Raw genomic sequence first — 18,219 nt, forward strand, 5'->3', positions numbered from 1 at the left:
CCGTATTGATCAATGTTGTAGTCTCGGGCAACCGATCAATACGACTGTATTTTCTGGAGTGGATATGGGTAAGACAGTGGACCGACTGAAGGGCGTGGCCGCACTGGTGGCGGCGGGACTACTGGTCCAGAAGATCGCCTCGATCGTCGCACCCGAGCCGCAGGTGGGGTATTGGCGGAGCAGGGAAGGATTCGAGACCTATCGCGCCGCTTACGACGCGGCGATGGCGACCCTGCCGCCCCCGACGCGCACCCGCGATGTCCCCACCGAATACGGCACGGTTCGGGTGTACGAGTGGGCTGCTGCCGAGGGAGCGGATGCGGGACTGCCCGTGGTACTGCTACCCGGAAACCGTTCCGGCACACCGATGTGGGCCGAGAACCTCACCCACTGGATCGGCAAGCGCACGCTTTTCGCGATGGACGCGGTCGGCGACTCCGGATTGTCGACCCAGTCGGTGCCCTTCACCTCGTTCGAGGATCGGGCCGCGTGGGTGGAGCAGGCACTCGCGGAACTCGGCCTCACGAGCGTGCATCTGGTGGGGCACTCCTTCGGTGGAGCCGTCGCCGCCCACCACACGCTCGGCCACCCCGGCCGAGTGGCGTCCCTGACTTTGCTCGAGCCGGTGCTCGTGCTGTACAGGTTGCCGGTCTCGATGTTTGTCTGGTCGGCCTTGCTGGCGCTGCCGGTGTCGCAGGGATGGAAGGACTACGCGTTGGCGGAGATCGGTGGCGTCCCGATCGCGAAGGTGCGCGAGCGCACACCCCTGTCGGCGATGGTCGACGCGGGCGCCAAGCATTACCGGTCCCACACGCTGATCCCACGAACCTTGACCGACGCGGAATGGCAATCGATGTCGCTCCCGATCCGGATCGATATCGCCGCCGACAAGTCCTTGGCCGGTGGCGACGAAGCCGCGAATCGAGCTATCGCCCTGGGTAAACAGCCGGTCACTGTTTGGCCCGAGACCACCCATTCGCTACCCATGCAGGCGGCCGAGCGGCTCGGGTCGGAGTTGATCCGGTACTGGGCGACCCACGATCTGTGAGCTCAGTGCTGTTGCGGCGAGGTCGGGAAACCTGCTTCTAGACCGCACTCGGCGGAATCGGAGCGTTCCTCGTCATCGACAGGCGCACCGGCCCGTACGCGCAGTGCGTCCACGATCTGGCACGGGCAAGCTCGGTACGACGATCCTGAACGGTGCGATCGTTACTGTCGGTGCGCTTGTCGGAGAATGATCCGCCTTCTGCCCGAAGATGTCTCGTGACAGTCCGCTGAGGTCGTGACCACCGCGCCCGCAGTGACGCCGACACCCGCCGAGCCTCCGACCGCGGGGGGTGGCTGTCGCGATGAGGAGGGGGCACCGTCGGCGAGCGCGGAGAACAGCTCGACGGCGATCGACGCGGATCGGCAGCCGGTCGCCCCCCGGCGTTGCCTGGCGGGCCATCACCTCGACCGGGATCGCCGACCAGACCGGCTGGCCCGGTTCGCTGCGCGACTACATCGACGGTTGCCCCTTCGGTGAGGTCCTACGAGTGCGCGCCGACCGCGCCCACCCGTAGGACAGCGCTACCGCACGCTGCCAGTTCTCGTATTCCTCTGCGCGATGGGCGGCGTCCATGCGCGGCACCCATTGCGCCGCAACGCGCCAATTTCCGCGGAGCCCTTGCAGATCCGGCCAATAGCCGACGGCGAGTCCCGCGGCGTAGGCAGCGCCGAGGGAGACGGTTTCGGCGACGAAGGGACGCATGACGGGGACATCGAGGACGTCGGACACGATCTGCATCAACAGGTTGTCGGAGGTCATGCCGCCGTCGACGCGCAAGGAGCTGGCCTGTAGGCCGGAGTCGGCGTTCATGGCATCGACCACCTCGCGGGTCTGCCATGCCGTGGCTTCCAGAACTGCCCGTGCCACATGGCCTTTGGTCACGTAGGAGGTGAGGCCGATGAGCAGTCCTCGGGCGTCGCTGCGCCAATGGGGCGCGTAGAGGCCGGAGAAGGCGGGGACCAGGTAGCAGCCGCCGTTGTCTTCCACTGTGCGCGCGAGGGTTTCGATTTCCGGCGCGGTGCCGACGAGGCCGATGTTGTCGCGCACCCATTGCACCAGTGAGCCGGTCATCGCGATCGGTCCCTCCAACGCGTACACCGGTTCGTCATCGATCTGGTAGCCGATGGTGGTGAGCAGTCCGTGTTCGGAGCGCACCAGTTCGTTGCCGGTGTTCATCATCAGGAAGGCGCCGGTGCCGTAGGTGCATTTGGTTTCCCCACGGGCGAAACAGGTTTGGCCGAACAGTGCCGCATGCTGGTCGCCGAGCGCCGCCGCGATCCGCAGGCCGGGAACCACGCTGCGGACGGTGCCGAACGACGCGGTGGAGGGTTGGATACGCGGCAGCATCGCGACGGGAATCCCGAAGAACCGCAACAACTCCGGGTCCCATGCGCGGGTGGCCAGGTTCATCAGGAGGGTGCGGCTGGCATTGGTGACGTCGGTGACGTGCGATCCGCCGTCCACGCCGCCGGTGAGATTCCAGATCAGCCAGCTCTCCATGGTCCCGAACAGGACCTCGCCGCGTTCGGCACGCTCACGCAGGCCGGGCACGGTGTCGAGCATCCAGCGCAGCTTGGGTGCGGCGAAATAGGTGGTCAAGGGCAGGCCGCACAGTTCACGAATCCGTTCGGCGCCGGGCGTCTCGGCGAACTCCTCGACCAAGTCCTCGGTGCGCACGTCCTGCCACACGATGGCGCGCCCGACCGGCACACCCGTGCGTCGATCCCACACCACGGTGGTTTCACGCTGGTTCGCGATCCCCACCGCCGCGACCTGCTCGGCGCCGACACCGGCGTCGCGCAACACCTGCGGCAGGATGCGTTCGACATTGCGCCAGATCTCCATGGCGTCCTGTTCCACCCAGCCGGGCCGTGGATAGTGCTGGCGATGTTCCCGCTGCGCTACCCCGGCGAACCTGGCTCGATGGTCGAACAGGATGCAGCGGCTCGAGGTGGTCCCCTGATCGATCGCCAGCACATAATGCTGTGTCATCCTCGGCTGCTCCTATCCTTTGATGTTTCTCGTGCGCCGGGCCGGATCTTCCGTCGGGACACGTTGGGCAGCAAAGCTTTCAGGCCATGAATACCTACCGCTGGCTCGTTCTTCCCTCGATCGGACCGCTGTCCCGGTGTCCGTATCGTCACGGTGCACCCAACTCTCGCGACACCGCATGCGCCGTGTCGCGCACATGCTTGATCAGCGTCTTCCGTAATTGCAGGTGACTGTCGCAGAGTCGGTCTACCGCGCCCGTGATCCCGATGGCGCCGACGACGAGCCCGCCGTGCGCGCGCAGCGGCGCGGCGATACCGGCCATTCCTGGTCGGAACTCTTCGATCTCACCCGCCCATCCGGCTTGCCGCACGGCGATCACCGCGCGGTCCAACTCGACGTGGTCGACGATCGTGCGATGGGTCATCCGCGCGAGCCGTCCGCGACCGACCCGCTGCGTCAGATCGGCGTCGGCGGCCAGCAGAACCTTGCCGAGCGCGGTCGCGTGTGCGGGCAGCTGTTCGCCGACCTCGAGCGCCTGTTCGAGATTGTCGGGCCGAAACACGTGGTGCACCACCACGATATCGGCGGTCCCGTCGCGCGCCGCGACCCGCACCGCCTCGCCGGTCCGCGCGCCGAGCACATCGGCCCAGTTGATGGCGCGCGAACGTAGGTCGTTCGGATCGAGGTACCCGGTGCCGATGCCGCGCAGCGCCACGCCGAGCCGATATTTACCGCTGCCCGTGTCCTGTTCGACGAAACCGACGCTCTGCAAGGTGCGCAGAATGCCGTGGGCAGTGGGCTTTGCCAGGCCGAGCGCGGCGGCGACATCGCTCACGCCGAGGCGACCGGAGCGAGCGAGCAGGCGCAGCACCGCCGCCGCGCGTTCGATGGATTGAATCGGCCCCGGCATGCACGCAACCTAACTCGCGAGCACGGTTCGACGATGTCGAACACGCGCGATGCCCATTCATCCGCTCGGGTGAGCCGGTGTGACCTGGGTCATTATTCGTGACCGTAGGACGGTACCGCTTCTCGCGGCCGGTGCCGCACGCACGGTGTTCGACAATGTCGAACGCTGCTCATATCCCGGTCGTCGAGTCGTCCGTACCGTCACGACCAGAACGGTCGCATCGGGGCGACCGATGGCACGACGGAGGCTCAACGGTGAACTTCGGCTCGATCTTTCTCAGCGAGGCGCTCGGCACGGGCGTGCTGGCGCTGCTCGGTGTTGGCGTGGTCGCCAACGTCCTACTGGCCAAGACCAAAGGTTTCGACGGCGGCTGGTTATTGATCAACTTCGGGTGGGGACTCGGTGTTTTCGGCGGCGTCTATGTCGCCTACAAGACCGGCGGCCACCTCAACCCGGCGGTCACGATCGGGATATTGTCCAGCGGCGCGGACGAATACGCGCCGGGGATCGGTGTCACCGTGGGCAATACGATCGCCTATCTGCTCGGACAGGTCCTCGGCGCGTTCCTCGGCGCGATCGTGGCCTACCTGGCCTACAAGAAGCATTTCGACGCCGAGGAAGATGCGGGCAAGAAGCTCGGTGTCTTCGCCACCGGTCCCGAAATCCGCTCCTACGCATGGAACTTCGTCACCGAGGTGATCGCCACCTTCATCCTGGTACTGGTGATCATCGGCATCGGCGAGACCCCGACCGGACTCGGCCCGCTCGCGGCGGCGTTACTGGTCGTCGGCATCGGCGCGTCGCTGGGCGGGCCCACCGGCTACGCGATCAACCCGGCGCGCGACCTGGGACCCCGATTGGCGCATGCTGTGCTTCCGGTGCACCGGAAAGCCAAGGACACCAACGCTTCCGGACGCAAGAACAACGACTGGGCCTACGCCTGGGTCCCCGTGCTCGGCCCGCTGGTCGGTGGGGCGCTCGCGGGTGTTGTCTCCACCCTCGCCTTCTGATCGTTGCGAAACCTCTTGTTCTCTATTCCTTTTCGCGAAAGGACCACACGATGAGCCGGTATGTCGGAGCCATCGATCAGGGCACCACCAGCAGCCGCTTCATGGTCTTCGACCACGGTGGCAACGAAGTCGCCCGCTGGCAGCTCGAACACGAACAGATCATGCCGAACGCGGGCTGGGTCGAACACAACCCCGCCGAGATCTGGGAACGCACCAGCACGGTGGTCAAAACCGCACTGGCGAACAATAATCTGTCCACCGAAGACCTGGTGGCGATCGGTGTCACCAACCAGCGCGAGACCACCATCGTCTGGAATCGCCACACCGGGCGCCCGTACTACAACGCCATCGTCTGGCAGGACACCCGCACCGACCGGATCGTCAACGAGCTGGAACGCGCCGGTCACGCCGACACCATCAAGGCCAAATCCGGGCTACCACCGGCGACGTATTTCTCCGGTGGCAAGCTGAAATGGATTCTGGACAATGTGCCCGGCGTTCGCGCCGCGGCCGAGAACGGCGACGCGATCTTCGGCACCGCCGACACCTGGGTGTTGTGGAATCTCACCGGCGGCCCGCGCGGCGGCAACCACGTCACCGATGTGACCAATGCCAGCCGCACCATGCTGATGAACCTGGAAACGTTGCAGTGGGACGACGAACTGCTGGCGTTGTTCGGGGTGCCGCGCCAGATGCTGCCGGAGATCCTGCCCTCGGTGCACCCCGGCCTGTTCGGCACCACCACGGCCGATGGACCGTTCCAGGCCGAGATCCCCATCGCCGGTGTGGTCGGCGATCAGCAGGCCGCCACTGTCGGCCAGCTGTGCTTCAAGCCCGGCGAGGCCAAGAACACCTACGGCACCGGAAACTTCCTGCTGCTCAACACCGGCACCGAGATCGTGCGCTCACAGCACGGTCTGCTCACCACCGTCGCCTATCAGTTCGGTGCCGAGGCGCCGGTGTACGCGCTGGAAGGGTCGATCGCGGTCACCGGCTCGGCCATCCAATGGCTGCGCGATCAGCTCGGCATCATTTCCGGTGCGGCGCAAAGCGAATCGCTCGCCCGTCAGGTCGACGACAACGGGGGAGTGTATTTCGTTCCCGCGTTCTCCGGTCTGTTCGCCCCGTACTGGCGTTCGGACGCACGCGGCGCCATCGTCGGTCTGTCGCGCTATAGCAACAACGCGCATCTCGCTCGGGCCGCGCTGGAAGCCATCTGTTACCAGACCCGTGACGTCGTGGAGGCCATGGAGGCCGATTCCGGGGTCCGCCTTGATGTGCTGCGCGTCGACGGTGGTGTCACCGCCAACGAGCTGTGCATGCAGTTGCAGGCCGATTTCCTCGGGGTGCCGGTCTCGCGACCCGTGGTCGCCGAGACCACCGCACTCGGGGCCGCTTACGCCGCGGGGCTCGCGGTCGGCTTCTGGTCGAATGTCGAAGAACTGCATCAGAACTGGCAGGAATCCAAGCGCTGGGAGCCGACCTCGACCGAGGAACAGCGCGAGCGTGGCTACGCGAAATGGAAGCGCGCCGTGGCGCGCACATTGGACTGGGTCGACGTCGATGACTGACCCGGCATCGCACTAGGAAAGAGAACCAACACCGTGACAACACATTTGGCTCCGCAGTACCGCGCCGAGGGTTTGCACTCGTTGGCGCGTGCGGATATCGACGTACTCGTCATCGGCGGTGGCGTGGTGGGTGCCGGGGCGGCGCTGGACGCCGCCTCGCGTGGCCTGACCACCGTGGTCGTCGAGGCACGCGACTGGGCGGCCGGCACCTCCAGCCGTTCCAGCAAGCTCATCCACGGCGGCCTGCGCTACCTCGAGCAGCTGGACTTCGCCCTGGTCCGCGAGGCCCTCAAAGAGCGCGGTCTGCTGCTCGACCGGCTGGCACCGCACCTGGTGCACCCGGTCCCGTTCCTGTTCCCGTTGCGACATCATTGGGAACGTCCGTACATCGGTGCGGGTGTCGCGCTCTACGACACCCTGGGTGGGGCGCGCGCTCTGCCCTGGCACAAGCACCTGAGCCGTTCGGGCGCACTGGAATTGGCGCCCGCCCTGCGCGCCGATGCGATGACCGGTGCGATCCGCTACTACGACGCACAGGTCGATGACGCGCGCCACACCATGATGATTGCCCGCACCGCCGCGCAACACGGCGCCACCGTGCTCACTCGCACCAAGGTGACCGGACTACTGCGCGACGGTGCGCGCGTCGTCGGCGCGACGGTGCGAGATCTCGAGACCGGCCGCACCTACGAGGTGCGCGCCCGCAGCGTGATCAGCGCGACCGGCGTGTGGACCGACGAGATGAACGCCATGACCGGCGTGGACTTCCCGTTCCACGTGCGCATGTCGAAGGGCGTGCACATCATGGTGCCGCGCGACCGGCTCGACCTGCGGACCGGTCTGATCACGAAGACCGAGAAGAGCGTGCTGTTCGTGATCCCGTGGCAGGAGCACTGGATCATCGGCACCACCGACACCGAATGGTCGCTGGACCGCGCGCACCCGGTGGCCACCGCCGCCGACGTGCGCTACATCCTCGACCACGTCAATTCGCTGCTGCGCGAACCGCTTTCCGAGAGCGACATCGTCGGCACCTACGCGGGCCTGCGTCCGCTGCTGTCCGGGGCCTCCGACGACACCGCGAAGTTGTCGCGCGAACACGCTGTCGCCGAACCGGTTCCGGGTCTGTTCGTGGTGGCCGGTGGTAAGTACACCACCTACCGTGTGATGGCCGCCGATGTCGTCGACGCCGCCGTCGCGGATTTCGGCAAGGCGGTCGCCCCCTCGGTCACCGAGAACCTGCCCATCCTCGGTGCCGTCGGGTACCACGAACTGCGCGAGGATGCCGCCGGCGTCGCGCGCCGTACCGGTCTCCCGACCGAGGCGATCACCCATCTCCTCGGCCGCTACGGCTCCTTGGCCACCGAACTGATCGAAATGATCGACACCACACCGGAACTGGGCAAACCGCTGCCCGGCGCACCCGGCTATCTCGCCGTGGAAGCGGTATACGCGGTCACCCACGAGGGCGCCCTCCATCTCGACGACATCCTCACCCGTCGCACCCGCATCTCCATCGAGTTCGCCGACCGAGGCCACACCGCCGCCGAAGCGGTAGCGGATCTAGTTGCCCCCCACCTGAATTGGAGTGCCGAAACCAAGGTCGCCGAACTCACCCGCTACCACGACCGAGTCCAAGCCGAACTGGCCGCCAACGCCGCCCCCGACGACACCACCGCCAACGCCACCCGCCTCACCGCGGTGGCGTGAGGGGCGATCGGGCGGGATCTTCCACGGGCGCGTCGTCCTGCCAAAACCGGCTCGGTCGTGCCCCCCATCACCCGGTCTTGCCGACACACATCGATCTATCACCGGCATCGGAGTCGATTCGCGTGGTGAGTATTGGGGGGTGTCCCTAGGGGATTCGTCAAGGGGTGGGTGGGTGCTGAGGCGTTCGGTGAGGTCGTCGCGGCGGGCCTCGAGGTCTTGTTGGCCGGCGAACTCGTAGTGGGTGCCGGTGCTGGCTCCGGTGGTGAGGCTGGCGATGTCGAGTTCGGCTTCGCCGCTGGTCCAGACGGTGAGCTGAGCGGCCGTGTGGGTGTATTCGCAGGTGAACCAGGCTGCGGACTTGTCGCGGGCCGGGCCGAGGGTGAGTTCCCAGTTGGTACCTTCGGACTCCCAGCTCTGGCTCCGGTTCTGGATGGCGGCCGTGAAAACGGTGCGGTCGAACTCGGTAATGCGGTGATCTTTCCAGGAGTTCGTCAGGCTGCGCGAGCTGCCGGTGTTCGGGCGGCGATCAAGGCTGCCGTTTCCTACCGACCGGGTGTGTACTTGCCGCACCCCGATAGCCGGGAAGTACCCGCCGATCGAGCGAGTCAGGCTCTAGCACAGTCGGATTCGGCCTCGACTATCGGGAATACCACATTTTCGTCCACGTGTTCTGTGGATCCTCGTGCACAACCCTGCCGATAGTGAACCACCGCGAATTGCCCGCGATGACAATCGAATACGCGCATGCCATCATGCAATCTCATCTGATTGCCGAGCCTCGACGTGTCCGGTCAAGGCGCAGGCGAAGCGGTGGCTCATCGAAGCGGGCCGGTCGATCCCGGCCGATGTTCCGCACGGGGGATTCTGAGCTGGTCGCAAACCACCTGCTCGACTTGGGTATCGAGCAACCCGCTATCAGCCTGATGTGGAAAACTTCTGGCGCTCTTCCTCGATCAGCGTGGTGAGGCCAGCGACCGTGATGCGCAGGGCGAGTTGGAAGCGCAGGTCTTGATCGGCGCTGGAGATGGCCTGTATTCCTCGGGCCGAGAGCGGATGTCCGGTGCGGTCCGGCGTTTCGGCCGACGTGCCGGTGTGATCGGCGTCTTCTTGCCGTTCGGCGAGTGCTTGTTCTTCGACACAGAAGCCAACGATGAAGTGCCGCAGCAGCATTGCGCATTGTGGGGCGAGATCCGGTGGGGCGCCCGCATCGAGCAGTGCCTGGAGAAAAGACTCGGTGATCTCGAGGGTGGCCGGGTCCCCGGCCAGGAATCCGGCGAATACACGGCCGCCGTCGCGATGGCTGAGGACGCTTGCTCGGAGCGCGCGAGCCCAGTTGGTGAACAGGTCCTGCCAGCAAGAGCGACGGTCGGCGGCGGTCATGGTGGCCGCCGCGTCGGCGCTCATCGCGGACGCCATGGCGCGCAGGATTTCGTGCTTGGACTTGATGTGCCAGTACAGAGTTGGCGATTGGACGCCGAGTTCGGCGGCGAGGGCGCGGGTGGTAATCGCGTCGACGCCGCCGGTGTCGAGCAGGCGCAGTCCTGCGCGGGCAATGGCCTCTCGGGTCAGCTTCTTCGCCACCTTGTCAACCTATCACCGCGTCAGTATTCTCTATCAACGATAGAGAAATAACGATCAATGATCGAGTGCTGATCTAGGAGTTCGAGATGCCCAGCAATAACCACATGGACCCGGTGATCATCGCGGGGGCTGGGCCCACCGGCCTGACCCTGGCCGCCGAACTGCGCCGAGGAGGTATCGAAGTACTGCTGCTCGAGCAGCGTCCCCACCGCCATGTGCCGGGTTCTCGAGCCGCCGGGATGCAGCCCCGCACCCTCGAACTGCTCGACCAGCGCGGCGTCGTGGCCAGCTTCCTGGCCGGCGGCCCACCCGCGCCGGACCTGAGCAGCTTCGCCGGAATCACCGTCGACTACTCGGGCCTGCCGACTCGGTTTCCCTACCTGCTCAATATCTTCCAGGCCGATGCCGAGCAACTGCTCGAGAACGTCGCCGCCGAACTGGGCGCGCCGGCGCGGTGGTCCACCGAGGTAACCGGGTTCGAGCAGGACGCCACCGGCGTCGATGTCATGGTCGTGGGGCCGGACGGTCCCGAGACCATGCGCGCCAGCTACCTCGTGGCCTGCGACGGTGGACGCAGCACCGTCCGTAAGCTCACCGGAGTCGAATTCTCCGGCACCGATGCCACCACGGTGTCGCTGACCGGCGACGTCGAACTCGCCGACCCGCCACCGCAACGATTGTTCCTGGACCGGCGCGAACTGGGCACGATCAGCGCGATGCAGTTCCGACCCGGCTGGTTTCGGGTCCAGACCTCCGAGGCCGAACGCCATGCCGCCCCCGGCGTTCCCGTGACTCTGGAAGAACTTCGGGCCTCCGCGCGACGGGTGGCGGGGACCGACTTCGGGATGCACAGTCCACGGTGGCTCTCGCGTTTCGACGATGCCACCCGCCAGGTCCGGCGCTATCGAATGGGGCGGGTACTCCTGGCGGGGGATGCCGCGCACATCCATTTCCCCTATGGCGGGCTTGGCATGAACATGGGCATGCAGGACGCCTGCAATCTCGGCTGGAAACTCGCCGCCGTACTGCGCGGCGAGACCACTGACGCGCTGCTCGATACCTATCACGAGGAGCGGCACGCAGTCGGCGCCGCGACCCTGAAACTGACCAGAGCCCAGTCGGCGTTGCTCGGGCCGGGCGGGTCGGTCTCGGAGTTGCATGCCGTTTTCACTCGCCTCATCGGCATGAACGAGGTCAATACCTATCTGGCAGCGACGTTGTCGGGTCTGGACATCCGCTATCCCGGCGCGGGGGATCACCCACTATTGGGTCGCCGCGTCCCCGACGCCGTCCTCGACATCGGCGGCGAGGCGACCTCGATCTATCGGCTCCTGCATCCGGCTAAGCCTGTGCTGCTCGACCTTTCGGGTGCCGCGATGTTCGATGCGGCTGTCGCCGGTTGGGCGGGGCGAATCACCGTGGTCACCGCCACCGGTGACACGGCGCCGTGGACCTTGGCCGATGGCCGCACCGCCGCCGCGCCCTCAGCGGTGCTCATCCGACCCGACGGATATGCCGCGTGGATCAGCGACGGCGTGCCAGACCTGGCTGCGCTGCGCCGCGCACTCACCACCTGGTGTGGCGCAGCCGCCGATCGCGCACCTGCCGTGAGCTGACCGAGGTCCGGCCTTCGGCGATGATCGCCCAGGCAACCGCATCGACCGGGGTGCGCAGTCCGCGTCGCGGCCATGTCGATGCCGTGCGCGCGTGTCGCGGCAACGAGCACGGAACAGTTCGCAGCACAGCTGGTCTCGAGGATCGCTCGCTCCTTCGAGGGGGTCTCGCTGGTATGCGGCGGTCATCCGGCACGGATCACGCCGTGTGGCACCGCATCGCGCGGGTCGAAACCGCGGAAGGTGAGGCCGATGACGAATCCCGCCGCTTCCTCGAGTTGCCGAGCCCGGTTCAGCGGTCCCAGCACCGCTGGCCGGGAACCCGCGTCGCGTACCAGTGCCTCTGTGGTGGCCAGTGCTTGCGGGTGGTCGCCGCATATCGCGACCGTCACCGGCGGTTTCGTCGCGTCGCTCCATTGCTCGGCGGGAAAGAGGTGAAACGCCTTCACCACGTGCGCGCCTACCGCGCGGTCGGCAATGTCCTGCGCGCCAGAACTTCCCGGTGGCGTGCGCAGCACACCGATGCCGTGGTCTACCGCGTTGGTCGGGTCGATCAGCGTCGTGCCAGCGAATGTCCCCGCGGGGGCACCGGCGCTGCGCAGAATGTCATCGATCCCGGTCCACGCCACGGCCAGCAACACCGCGTCCGCCCCGAGGACTGCCTCGCGTGCGGTGGCCGCTCGCCCGTTGTCGCCGAGGCGACCGGCCAAGACCTCGGCCTTGGTCAGTGAGCGTCCGGCCACCACGACCTCGTGCCCGGCCCGAGCCCAGCGACCGCCGAGTGCGGTCGCCAACATGCCCGTACCGAGTATCCCTATTCGCATTCGTTGCTCCTCCATTCGGTGTCATCGACCGAGAGCTACAGTAGGGAAACCACTACGCACCGATCGGTGCGCAACGAACGGGACCACGACATGGCGCGCGAACACGACCGGGAGTGGGTGGCAGACTGCCGGATACGCGCGGCCACCGACCTGTTTACCCACACCTGGGACCCCGTCGTCTTGGCCGCACTGCGTGCGGGGCCGCGTCGTCGGCATGATCTGCGCGCGGATATCGGGTCGGTCAGCGACAAAGCGCTCACCGAAGCATTGCGCCGCCTGCTCAACTCCGGCCTGATCGAGCGCAGCACCTACACCCAGGCCCCGCCGCGCGTCGACTACCGGCTGACCGATCTGGGCACGAGCCTTGTCGACGGACCGATGCACTCGCTCGGCCGCTGGGCGCTCGACCACGGCGACGCCCTCCTCACCGCCCAAGAAACCCCCCAACAACACCTACGCCACCGTTAGCCAACGTAGCCACAAGATCAGCAGGACATGAGTGTGGTCTTGCGGCGTCTTCGTGTCGGGATGTCCTGGTGATCTTGGATTGGTGCGGGGTGGGGGTGGTTTTCCAGTGGGGGGAAGGTGCGGGGGACTGGTGGTGGGGGTTCGCGCGATGATGTTTTGCCACGGGGCATCCGGGCCTTTTGGCTGGGCGGGCTACTCATCGTGGGAAGAGGGAAGCGAAGATGAGGATCAAGCGTGTACTCGGACTGGGGATCGTGGCGGTCGTCACGGTGCTTGCGGTCAGTGCCTGCGGGGGTGCCAGCGATGCCGGGACCGCCAGTCAGCATGCGAGCGAAGGCAAGCTGACCATCGGCGTGAAATTCGACCAACCCGGACTGAGCGTTCGCGGCGAGGACGGAGCGTTCTTCGGCTACGACATCGAGGTCGCGAAGTATGTGGCGGGCAAGCTCGGTGTGCAACCCGACGGCATCACGTTCACCGAGGCGCCCTCGGCGCAACGTGAGGACATGATCGCCAACGGTGACGTGGACTTCGTGGTCGGCACCTACTCCATCACCGACGAGCGCAAGGAAAAGGTCGACTTCGCCGGACCGTACTTCGCGGCGGGACAGAGCCTCCTCGCGCGCACCGACAGCACCGACATCAGCGGTGTCGAATCGCTGACCGGGACCAAGAAACTCTGCTCGGTCAAGGGCTCGACCGCGGCGCAGAACGTCAAGGAAAACTACGCCAAGGACGTGCAGCTCCAGGAACTCGCCACCTACTCCGAATGCGTCGACGCGTTGCGCGCCCGCACGGTGGACGCGGTGACCACCGACGACATCATTCTGGCCGGTTTCGCGGGACAGACGCCGGGCGAACTGAAGTTGATCGGCAACACCTTCACCGTCGAGGACTACGGCATCGGACTGAAGAAGGGCGACAAGGAATCCCGCGACAAGATCAACGACGCGATTCAGGCGATGATCGACGACGGGTCGTGGTTGAAGGCGTTCGAAAAGGAGATCGGGCCGCTCGGTGACTCCACCCTCACGCCGCCGCCGATCGACCGGTACTGAGCCGAATCGACCTGTCCGTCACCGGGACTCGGTGACGGACAGGTCGTAGCTCCAGCGTGGGTCAGAACGAACCCATATCGGCGGACAACCAGTGCTCCGGTCGCAGAGCGATGACCATGTGCTCGCCGAGCTGTGTTCGCTCGAACTCGACGAAACCGGCCACCTTGTCCGCAGGAAGATAGCGAGCGGCCATCTCCACCGCCTGGACCTCGGTGGACGGTTGCGGCTCGGTCGCCGGTCCCTCCACCGAGACATAGCGAACCGTGGGTGCGGTCCGTTGCACCATGAGACTGAACCGCCCGGCGCTCGCTATCGCCCGAGCCTTTCGTGAGTTCGGCGCGGTGCGGATCCATAGTTCGCCGCCGGGCGTGTACTGATACCAGATGGGAACCACCAGCGGCGCGCGATCCGGCCGTTCGACCACTGACAGCGCGCCGATGTGTGGTTCGGCAAGGAATTGCTCCCGAGCTTCTACCGATAAGGTCATGGGTCGCAGGCTATCGCCGGGGTCCGACACGAATCGCTGTCCGCGCCCGGCGCGCCGTCAGATTCCGCCCGGCGCGCCGTCAGATGACGCCCAAGGCCAGCATCGCGTCGGCGACCTGGATGAATCCCGCGATATTCGCGCCGGACTGATAGTCGCCCGGTGTGCCGTAGGCCTCCGCGGTCTCCAAGCAGCGGTCGTGGATGCCGCTCATGATCGTCGCCAGCCGCGCCTCGGTGTGCTCGAACGACCACGAGTCACGCGAGGCGTTCTGCTGCATCTCGAGCGCGCTTGTCGCGACACCGCCCGCGTTGACGGCCTTACCGGGCGCGAAGGTGACTCCGGCTTCGGTGAGTCGCTTGGTGGCGCCCGGGGTGCACGGCATATTGGCGCCCTCGGCGACGATGGTGCAGCCGTTGCTGATCAGGTTCTTCGCGTCGGTGCCGTTGAGTTCGTTCTGCGTGGCACACGGTAGCGCGATATCGCACGGAACGTCCCAGATCGAACCGTTCTCCACGAAATGTGCCGACTGGCCGCGCTTTTCGGCGTAGTCGCCGATGCGGCCCCGGTCGTCCTGTTTGACCTCCTTGAGTAGTTCCAGGTCGATACCGCTCTCGTCGACGACGTATCCGGAGGAATCCGAACAGGCGACGGCGATGCCACCGAGTTGGTGCACCTTCTCGACGGCGTAGATGGCGACATTGCCGGAACCGGAGACGACGACGCGCTTGCCTTCGAAGGAATCACCTCGTTCCTGCAGGATCTCCTTGGCGAAGAACACGGCGCCGTAGCCGGTGGCCTCGGTGCGGACCTGTGAACCGCCCCAGCTCAGCCCCTTGCCGGTCAGCACACCGGACTCGTAGCGGTTGGTGATGCGCTTGTATTGGCCGAACAGGTAGCCGATTTCGCGTCCGCCGACGCCGATGTCACCGGCGGGAACGTCGGTGTATTCGCCGATATGGCGGTAGAGCTCGGTCATGAACGACTGACAGAAGCGCATCACCTCGGCGTTCGAGCGTCCCTTCGGGTCGAAGTCCGAACCACCCTTGCCGCCGCCGATCGGCAACCCGGTCAGCGAGTTCTTGAAGATCTGCTCGAAGCCGAGGAACTTGACGATGCCCAGGTACACCGAGGGGTGGAAGCGCAGCCCACCCTTGTACGGCCCGAGCGCGGAATTGAACTCCACCCGGAAACCCCGATTGATCTGCACCGTCCCGGTGTCATCGACCCACGGAACACGGAAGATGATCTGCCGCTCCGGCTCGCACAGCCGCCGAATCACCGCGGCGTCGGCGTACTCGGGATGCTTGGCCACCACCGGCCCCAAGCTGTCGAGAACCTCCCGAACGGCCTGATGGAACTCGGATTCGCCGGGATTGCGCTGCAAAACCTCGGAGTAGATGTCCTGTAGTTTCTCGTCGAGACCAGGCACGCGGAGCACTCCCTTTCGATCGTCGGCGACCGCACCCGAGCGACTGCCCGCAGCGACCGCCCGGTTCGTACTCCTTATACGTTCTCACGCGGCGCGGCCCGGTCCGCAGACTGTCGTGTGGTTCGGTGGCCACACGGCGCAGCTGTGAATGGCGGTCATCGCGACTGACGACCAGGAGCGCTTGCTCAAAGTAGTATCATCAGCGATACTATATGCGTGTGGCAAAGGTCGAGAAGCTTCTCGCCAAGATGCGGGAATCCCCCACCAACCTCCGGTACGCGGAACTGCATGCGATCTGTCGAGCGGTGTTCGGACTACCCAGGCAGGAGGGGACAAGCCATGCGGTTTTTCGGGTTCCCTGGCCCGGTGATCCGCGGGTGAACATCCAGGAATCTGTGAACGGTGGATGCAAGATGTATCAGGTCAGGCAAGTGATCGCGGCAATCGACAAGCTACAGAAGATACGTTCAGAGGAAGGTCGGTAGCGATGTCCGAGGTGCGGGAACTTCCAAATCACACGCACTACGCGTACCGGGTTCTCTGGTCGCCCGAAGACGGGGAGCACGTCGGACTTTGTGCCGAATTTCCTTCGCTGTCCTGGCTTGCTCCTACGCAGGACGAAGCTCTCCGCGGAATCGGCGGGCTTGTGCGCGAAGTCATCACGGACATGGCGGGGAACGGGGAGTCGGTGCCGCGACCGTTGTCGGAGAACTCCTACAGTGGTCGCTTCCTGGTTCGTGTTTCCTCGGAACTGCATGCGCGTTTGGCGCGTGAGGCTGCCGAGATGAAGGTATCGCTGAATCATCTTGCGACGCAGCGGCTTGCGTCGCATGGAAGCTGCTGAGACGTGGGATCGTCGTGTGCTGCGCCGATACCATCGACCTCGCCCGGTGAGGTGCTCGCGGAAGAATTCATCAACCCGATGTGCATCACCCACGATTCGCTGGCGAGTGCGCTGGATGTTTCGCCTCGTCTGATTCACTCGATTATCGATGGCAATCGGGCAATCAGCACCCACACGGCGCGTTTGTTCGGCCTGTATTTCGGTACGAGCGCCGAGTTCTGGATCAACCTCCAGGCACGATACGACTCGATGCTTCGCTCGGGGCGGTGGTGAGTTGGCGAGCGGGTGCGGGCGCCTGTTATGTCCAAGGTTTCGCGGATTGTGTCGGTCGGTATGGCAGAGACGAGATCTCGCCCTCGCCGACGAACCGGCCGGAGGGTCCGGTCGTGGTGTGAGATCCGATGTGCTCCGGCCGGTTCGAGGGACTACGGGGTTGGCTCCTTGCCCGTCAGTGTCCGGTACATCCAGCGGCATGCCTCGTCTTCGGAGTCGAAGGTCGAGCGCACGTCGAAGGTTCCGCGTTCGTAGGCGCCGACCTCCCATTTTCCGGAGTCGCCGGTGCGCAGGAACCAGAAGTCGGTGGGGAGATCACCCTGGTCGTGAACGTCGGTGATGCGGTAGGAGCCCGGTGGTTGTCCCGCTGCCGCTAGTTCGGCGGCAAGGGCCTTGCGGTCCATGGCGATTCCCTTCACTCTGGGCGTTCCTCCACGAGGAAGCCGTTCTGGATCAGCCAGGTGACGCTCAGTGCGGCGCCCGCGTCGGGCAGGTACGACTCGTCCAGTTTGTACTGGGTGCCACCGCCGGGCTGAGCGAACCATGCGGCGATCGGCCCCGCGTCGACGCTGAAAGCCTTGGCGACGCAATATACGTGGTAGTTGCTCTGCGGTGTTCCGCTCGGTGTGTTCAGGTTCTGCGGTGGCAGGGCGCGCTGCTGGAACGAGTCACCGATGGGTGCGAGGTAACGGCCACCCGAGTAGCCGAATCGGTCGATCCGCTTGCCCGCGGGCAACTCTTCGGCATGCTTGATCGGCTGGCCGTTCTCGATCTCGAATCCGTCGGCGGGCGGGTAGATCCAGCCGTCCCCGGAACGGTATTCGGCGACGAAGGAATCCTCGGTGAGCTGTCCGAACCGTTCGTATCCGCCGAGTAGCGGACCGACCGGCGGGTCGCTCGGAAGTGGTTGCGGGCCTAGGAATTGCCGGTCGGGATCGTAGAAATCGGTGGTGGCCGTGGCGTTGTCGGGTGTACCCGGCACGCAGGCCGATCCTTGCGGGGCGCCGGTAGCGGCGACCGATGGTGTAGCGATCAGGAACAGTCCCGTGACGACGACAGTGCACAGCGAACGAAATCTCACACGAACCCCCAGCTGCGAATGATTATTTGCGGCTGAAAATTAGCACGAGAATTGCTCGCGTACAGGGTATTCGGGGTTTCGGCACGCTCGCGTCTCAAGGACGACAGGCGGTCGGCGATCGTCGACCGACGGACATTCGTGCCGTGAGAAGCGCGGTGGCCAAGGCGGTTCCGCTGCGCGGGGCACCATCTCGGTGCGGTGGTGCGGTGGTGCGGTGGTGCGGTGGTGCGGTGGTGCGGTGGTGCGGTGGTGCGGTGGTGCGGTGGTGCGGTGGTGCGGTGGTGCGGTGGTGCGGTGGTGCGGTGGTGCGGTGGTGCGGT

Annotated in this window: 17 protein-coding genes; 9 read left to right on the forward strand and 8 right to left on the reverse strand. The window is 65.6% G+C overall.

What is annotated here, in order from left to right; genetic code table 11:
* The first annotated feature begins 64 nt into the window (after positions 1 to 64).
* The gene (locus ABEA50_RS18050) at positions 65 to 1,048 is read left to right on the forward strand and encodes an alpha/beta hydrolase (protein ID WP_345496719.1); all 984 of its coding nucleotides are present in this window, start codon (positions 65 to 67) and stop codon (positions 1,046 to 1,048) included.
* Positions 1,049 to 1,498: 450 nt separating this feature from the next.
* Here the strand turns inward: ABEA50_RS18050 and glpK (ABEA50_RS18055) are convergent, their stop codons facing one another.
* Complete coding sequence (gene glpK, locus ABEA50_RS18055) at positions 1,499 to 3,040, reverse strand: glycerol kinase GlpK (RefSeq protein ID WP_345496720.1); 1,542 nt, start codon at positions 3,038 to 3,040, stop codon at positions 1,499 to 1,501.
* Between the two features lie 148 nt (positions 3,041 to 3,188).
* Positions 3,189 to 3,950, reverse strand: a complete 762-nt coding sequence (locus ABEA50_RS18060) for an IclR family transcriptional regulator (protein WP_345496721.1) — start codon at positions 3,948 to 3,950, stop codon at positions 3,189 to 3,191.
* 254 nt (positions 3,951 to 4,204) lie between these two features.
* On the opposite strand from ABEA50_RS18060, the gene ABEA50_RS18065 reads away from it, so the two are divergent.
* The 3 genes from ABEA50_RS18065 to ABEA50_RS18075 are packed head-to-tail and all read left to right on the forward strand — an operon-like array spanning position 4,205 to position 8,241.
* Positions 4,205 to 4,960, forward strand: coding sequence for an MIP/aquaporin family protein (locus ABEA50_RS18065; protein WP_345496722.1), 756 nt, complete (start codon positions 4,205 to 4,207; stop codon positions 4,958 to 4,960).
* Between the two features lie 50 nt (positions 4,961 to 5,010).
* A complete protein-coding gene (gene glpK, locus ABEA50_RS18070; RefSeq protein ID WP_345496723.1) occupies positions 5,011 to 6,531 on the forward strand; it encodes a glycerol kinase GlpK in 1,521 nt (506 codons plus the stop codon).
* A gap of 33 nt (positions 6,532 to 6,564) precedes the next feature.
* Positions 6,565 to 8,241 carry a glycerol-3-phosphate dehydrogenase/oxidase gene (locus ABEA50_RS18075; protein ID WP_345496724.1) on the forward strand — a complete coding sequence of 559 codons (1,677 nt, stop codon included), beginning with the start codon at positions 6,565 to 6,567 and terminating at the stop codon, positions 8,239 to 8,241.
* A 915-nt stretch (positions 8,242 to 9,156) separates the two neighbouring features.
* On the opposite strand, the gene ABEA50_RS18080 is transcribed toward ABEA50_RS18075, so the two are convergent.
* Positions 9,157 to 9,822: a TetR/AcrR family transcriptional regulator C-terminal domain-containing protein gene (locus tag ABEA50_RS18080; RefSeq protein ID WP_345496725.1), complete on the reverse strand. Its 666-nt coding sequence runs from the start codon at positions 9,820 to 9,822 to the stop codon at positions 9,157 to 9,159.
* An 86-nt stretch (positions 9,823 to 9,908) separates the two neighbouring features.
* Here ABEA50_RS18080 and ABEA50_RS18085 point away from each other — a divergent pair, with 86 nt between their 5' ends.
* The gene (locus ABEA50_RS18085) at positions 9,909 to 11,438 is read left to right on the forward strand and encodes an FAD-dependent monooxygenase (RefSeq protein WP_345496726.1); all 1,530 of its coding nucleotides are present in this window, start codon (positions 9,909 to 9,911) and stop codon (positions 11,436 to 11,438) included.
* A 182-nt stretch (positions 11,439 to 11,620) separates the two neighbouring features.
* Here the strand turns inward: ABEA50_RS18085 and ABEA50_RS18090 are convergent, their stop codons facing one another.
* Positions 11,621 to 12,274: an NADPH-dependent F420 reductase gene (locus ABEA50_RS18090; protein ID WP_425577658.1), complete on the reverse strand. Its 654-nt coding sequence runs from the start codon at positions 12,272 to 12,274 to the stop codon at positions 11,621 to 11,623.
* Positions 12,275 to 12,325: 51 nt separating this feature from the next.
* Here ABEA50_RS18090 and ABEA50_RS18095 point away from each other — a divergent pair, with 51 nt between their 5' ends.
* Entirely contained in the window at positions 12,326 to 12,727 is a 402-nt protein-coding gene (locus ABEA50_RS18095; RefSeq protein WP_345496728.1) for a winged helix-turn-helix transcriptional regulator, read from the forward strand.
* 221 nt (positions 12,728 to 12,948) lie between these two features.
* Entirely contained in the window at positions 12,949 to 13,785 is an 837-nt protein-coding gene (locus tag ABEA50_RS18100; protein WP_345496729.1) for a glutamate ABC transporter substrate-binding protein, read from the forward strand.
* Between the two features lie 61 nt (positions 13,786 to 13,846).
* On the opposite strand, the gene ABEA50_RS18105 is transcribed toward ABEA50_RS18100, so the two are convergent.
* Positions 13,847 to 14,272, reverse strand: a complete 426-nt coding sequence (locus ABEA50_RS18105) for a pyridoxamine 5'-phosphate oxidase family protein (RefSeq protein WP_345496730.1) — start codon at positions 14,270 to 14,272, stop codon at positions 13,847 to 13,849.
* A gap of 79 nt (positions 14,273 to 14,351) precedes the next feature.
* Positions 14,352 to 15,701, reverse strand: a complete 1,350-nt coding sequence (gene gdhA, locus ABEA50_RS18110; protein WP_345496731.1) for an NADP-specific glutamate dehydrogenase — start codon at positions 15,699 to 15,701, stop codon at positions 14,352 to 14,354.
* A gap of 487 nt (positions 15,702 to 16,188) precedes the next feature.
* Between gdhA and ABEA50_RS18115 the strand changes: the two genes are divergently transcribed.
* Positions 16,189 to 16,545: a type II toxin-antitoxin system HicB family antitoxin gene (locus ABEA50_RS18115; RefSeq protein ID WP_345496732.1), complete on the forward strand. Its 357-nt coding sequence runs from the start codon at positions 16,189 to 16,191 to the stop codon at positions 16,543 to 16,545.
* A 3-nt stretch (positions 16,546 to 16,548) separates the two neighbouring features.
* On the forward strand, positions 16,549 to 16,818 hold the full coding sequence (locus ABEA50_RS18120) for a HigA family addiction module antitoxin (RefSeq protein WP_345496733.1): 270 nt from the start codon (positions 16,549 to 16,551) through the stop codon (positions 16,816 to 16,818).
* A 152-nt stretch (positions 16,819 to 16,970) separates the two neighbouring features.
* Here the strand turns inward: ABEA50_RS18120 and ABEA50_RS18125 are convergent, their stop codons facing one another.
* Complete coding sequence (locus ABEA50_RS18125) at positions 16,971 to 17,237, reverse strand: hypothetical protein (RefSeq protein ID WP_345496734.1); 267 nt, start codon at positions 17,235 to 17,237, stop codon at positions 16,971 to 16,973.
* Positions 17,234 to 17,800, reverse strand: coding sequence for a TNT domain-containing protein (locus ABEA50_RS18130; protein WP_345496735.1), 567 nt, complete (start codon positions 17,798 to 17,800; stop codon positions 17,234 to 17,236). The genes ABEA50_RS18125 and ABEA50_RS18130 overlap by 4 nt, the downstream gene beginning before the upstream one ends.
* Between the last annotated feature and the right edge of the window lie 419 nt (positions 17,801 to 18,219).

The organism is Nocardia callitridis (genome assembly GCF_039543305.1).
Lineage (GTDB): Bacteria > Actinomycetota > Actinomycetes > Mycobacteriales > Mycobacteriaceae > Nocardia > Nocardia callitridis.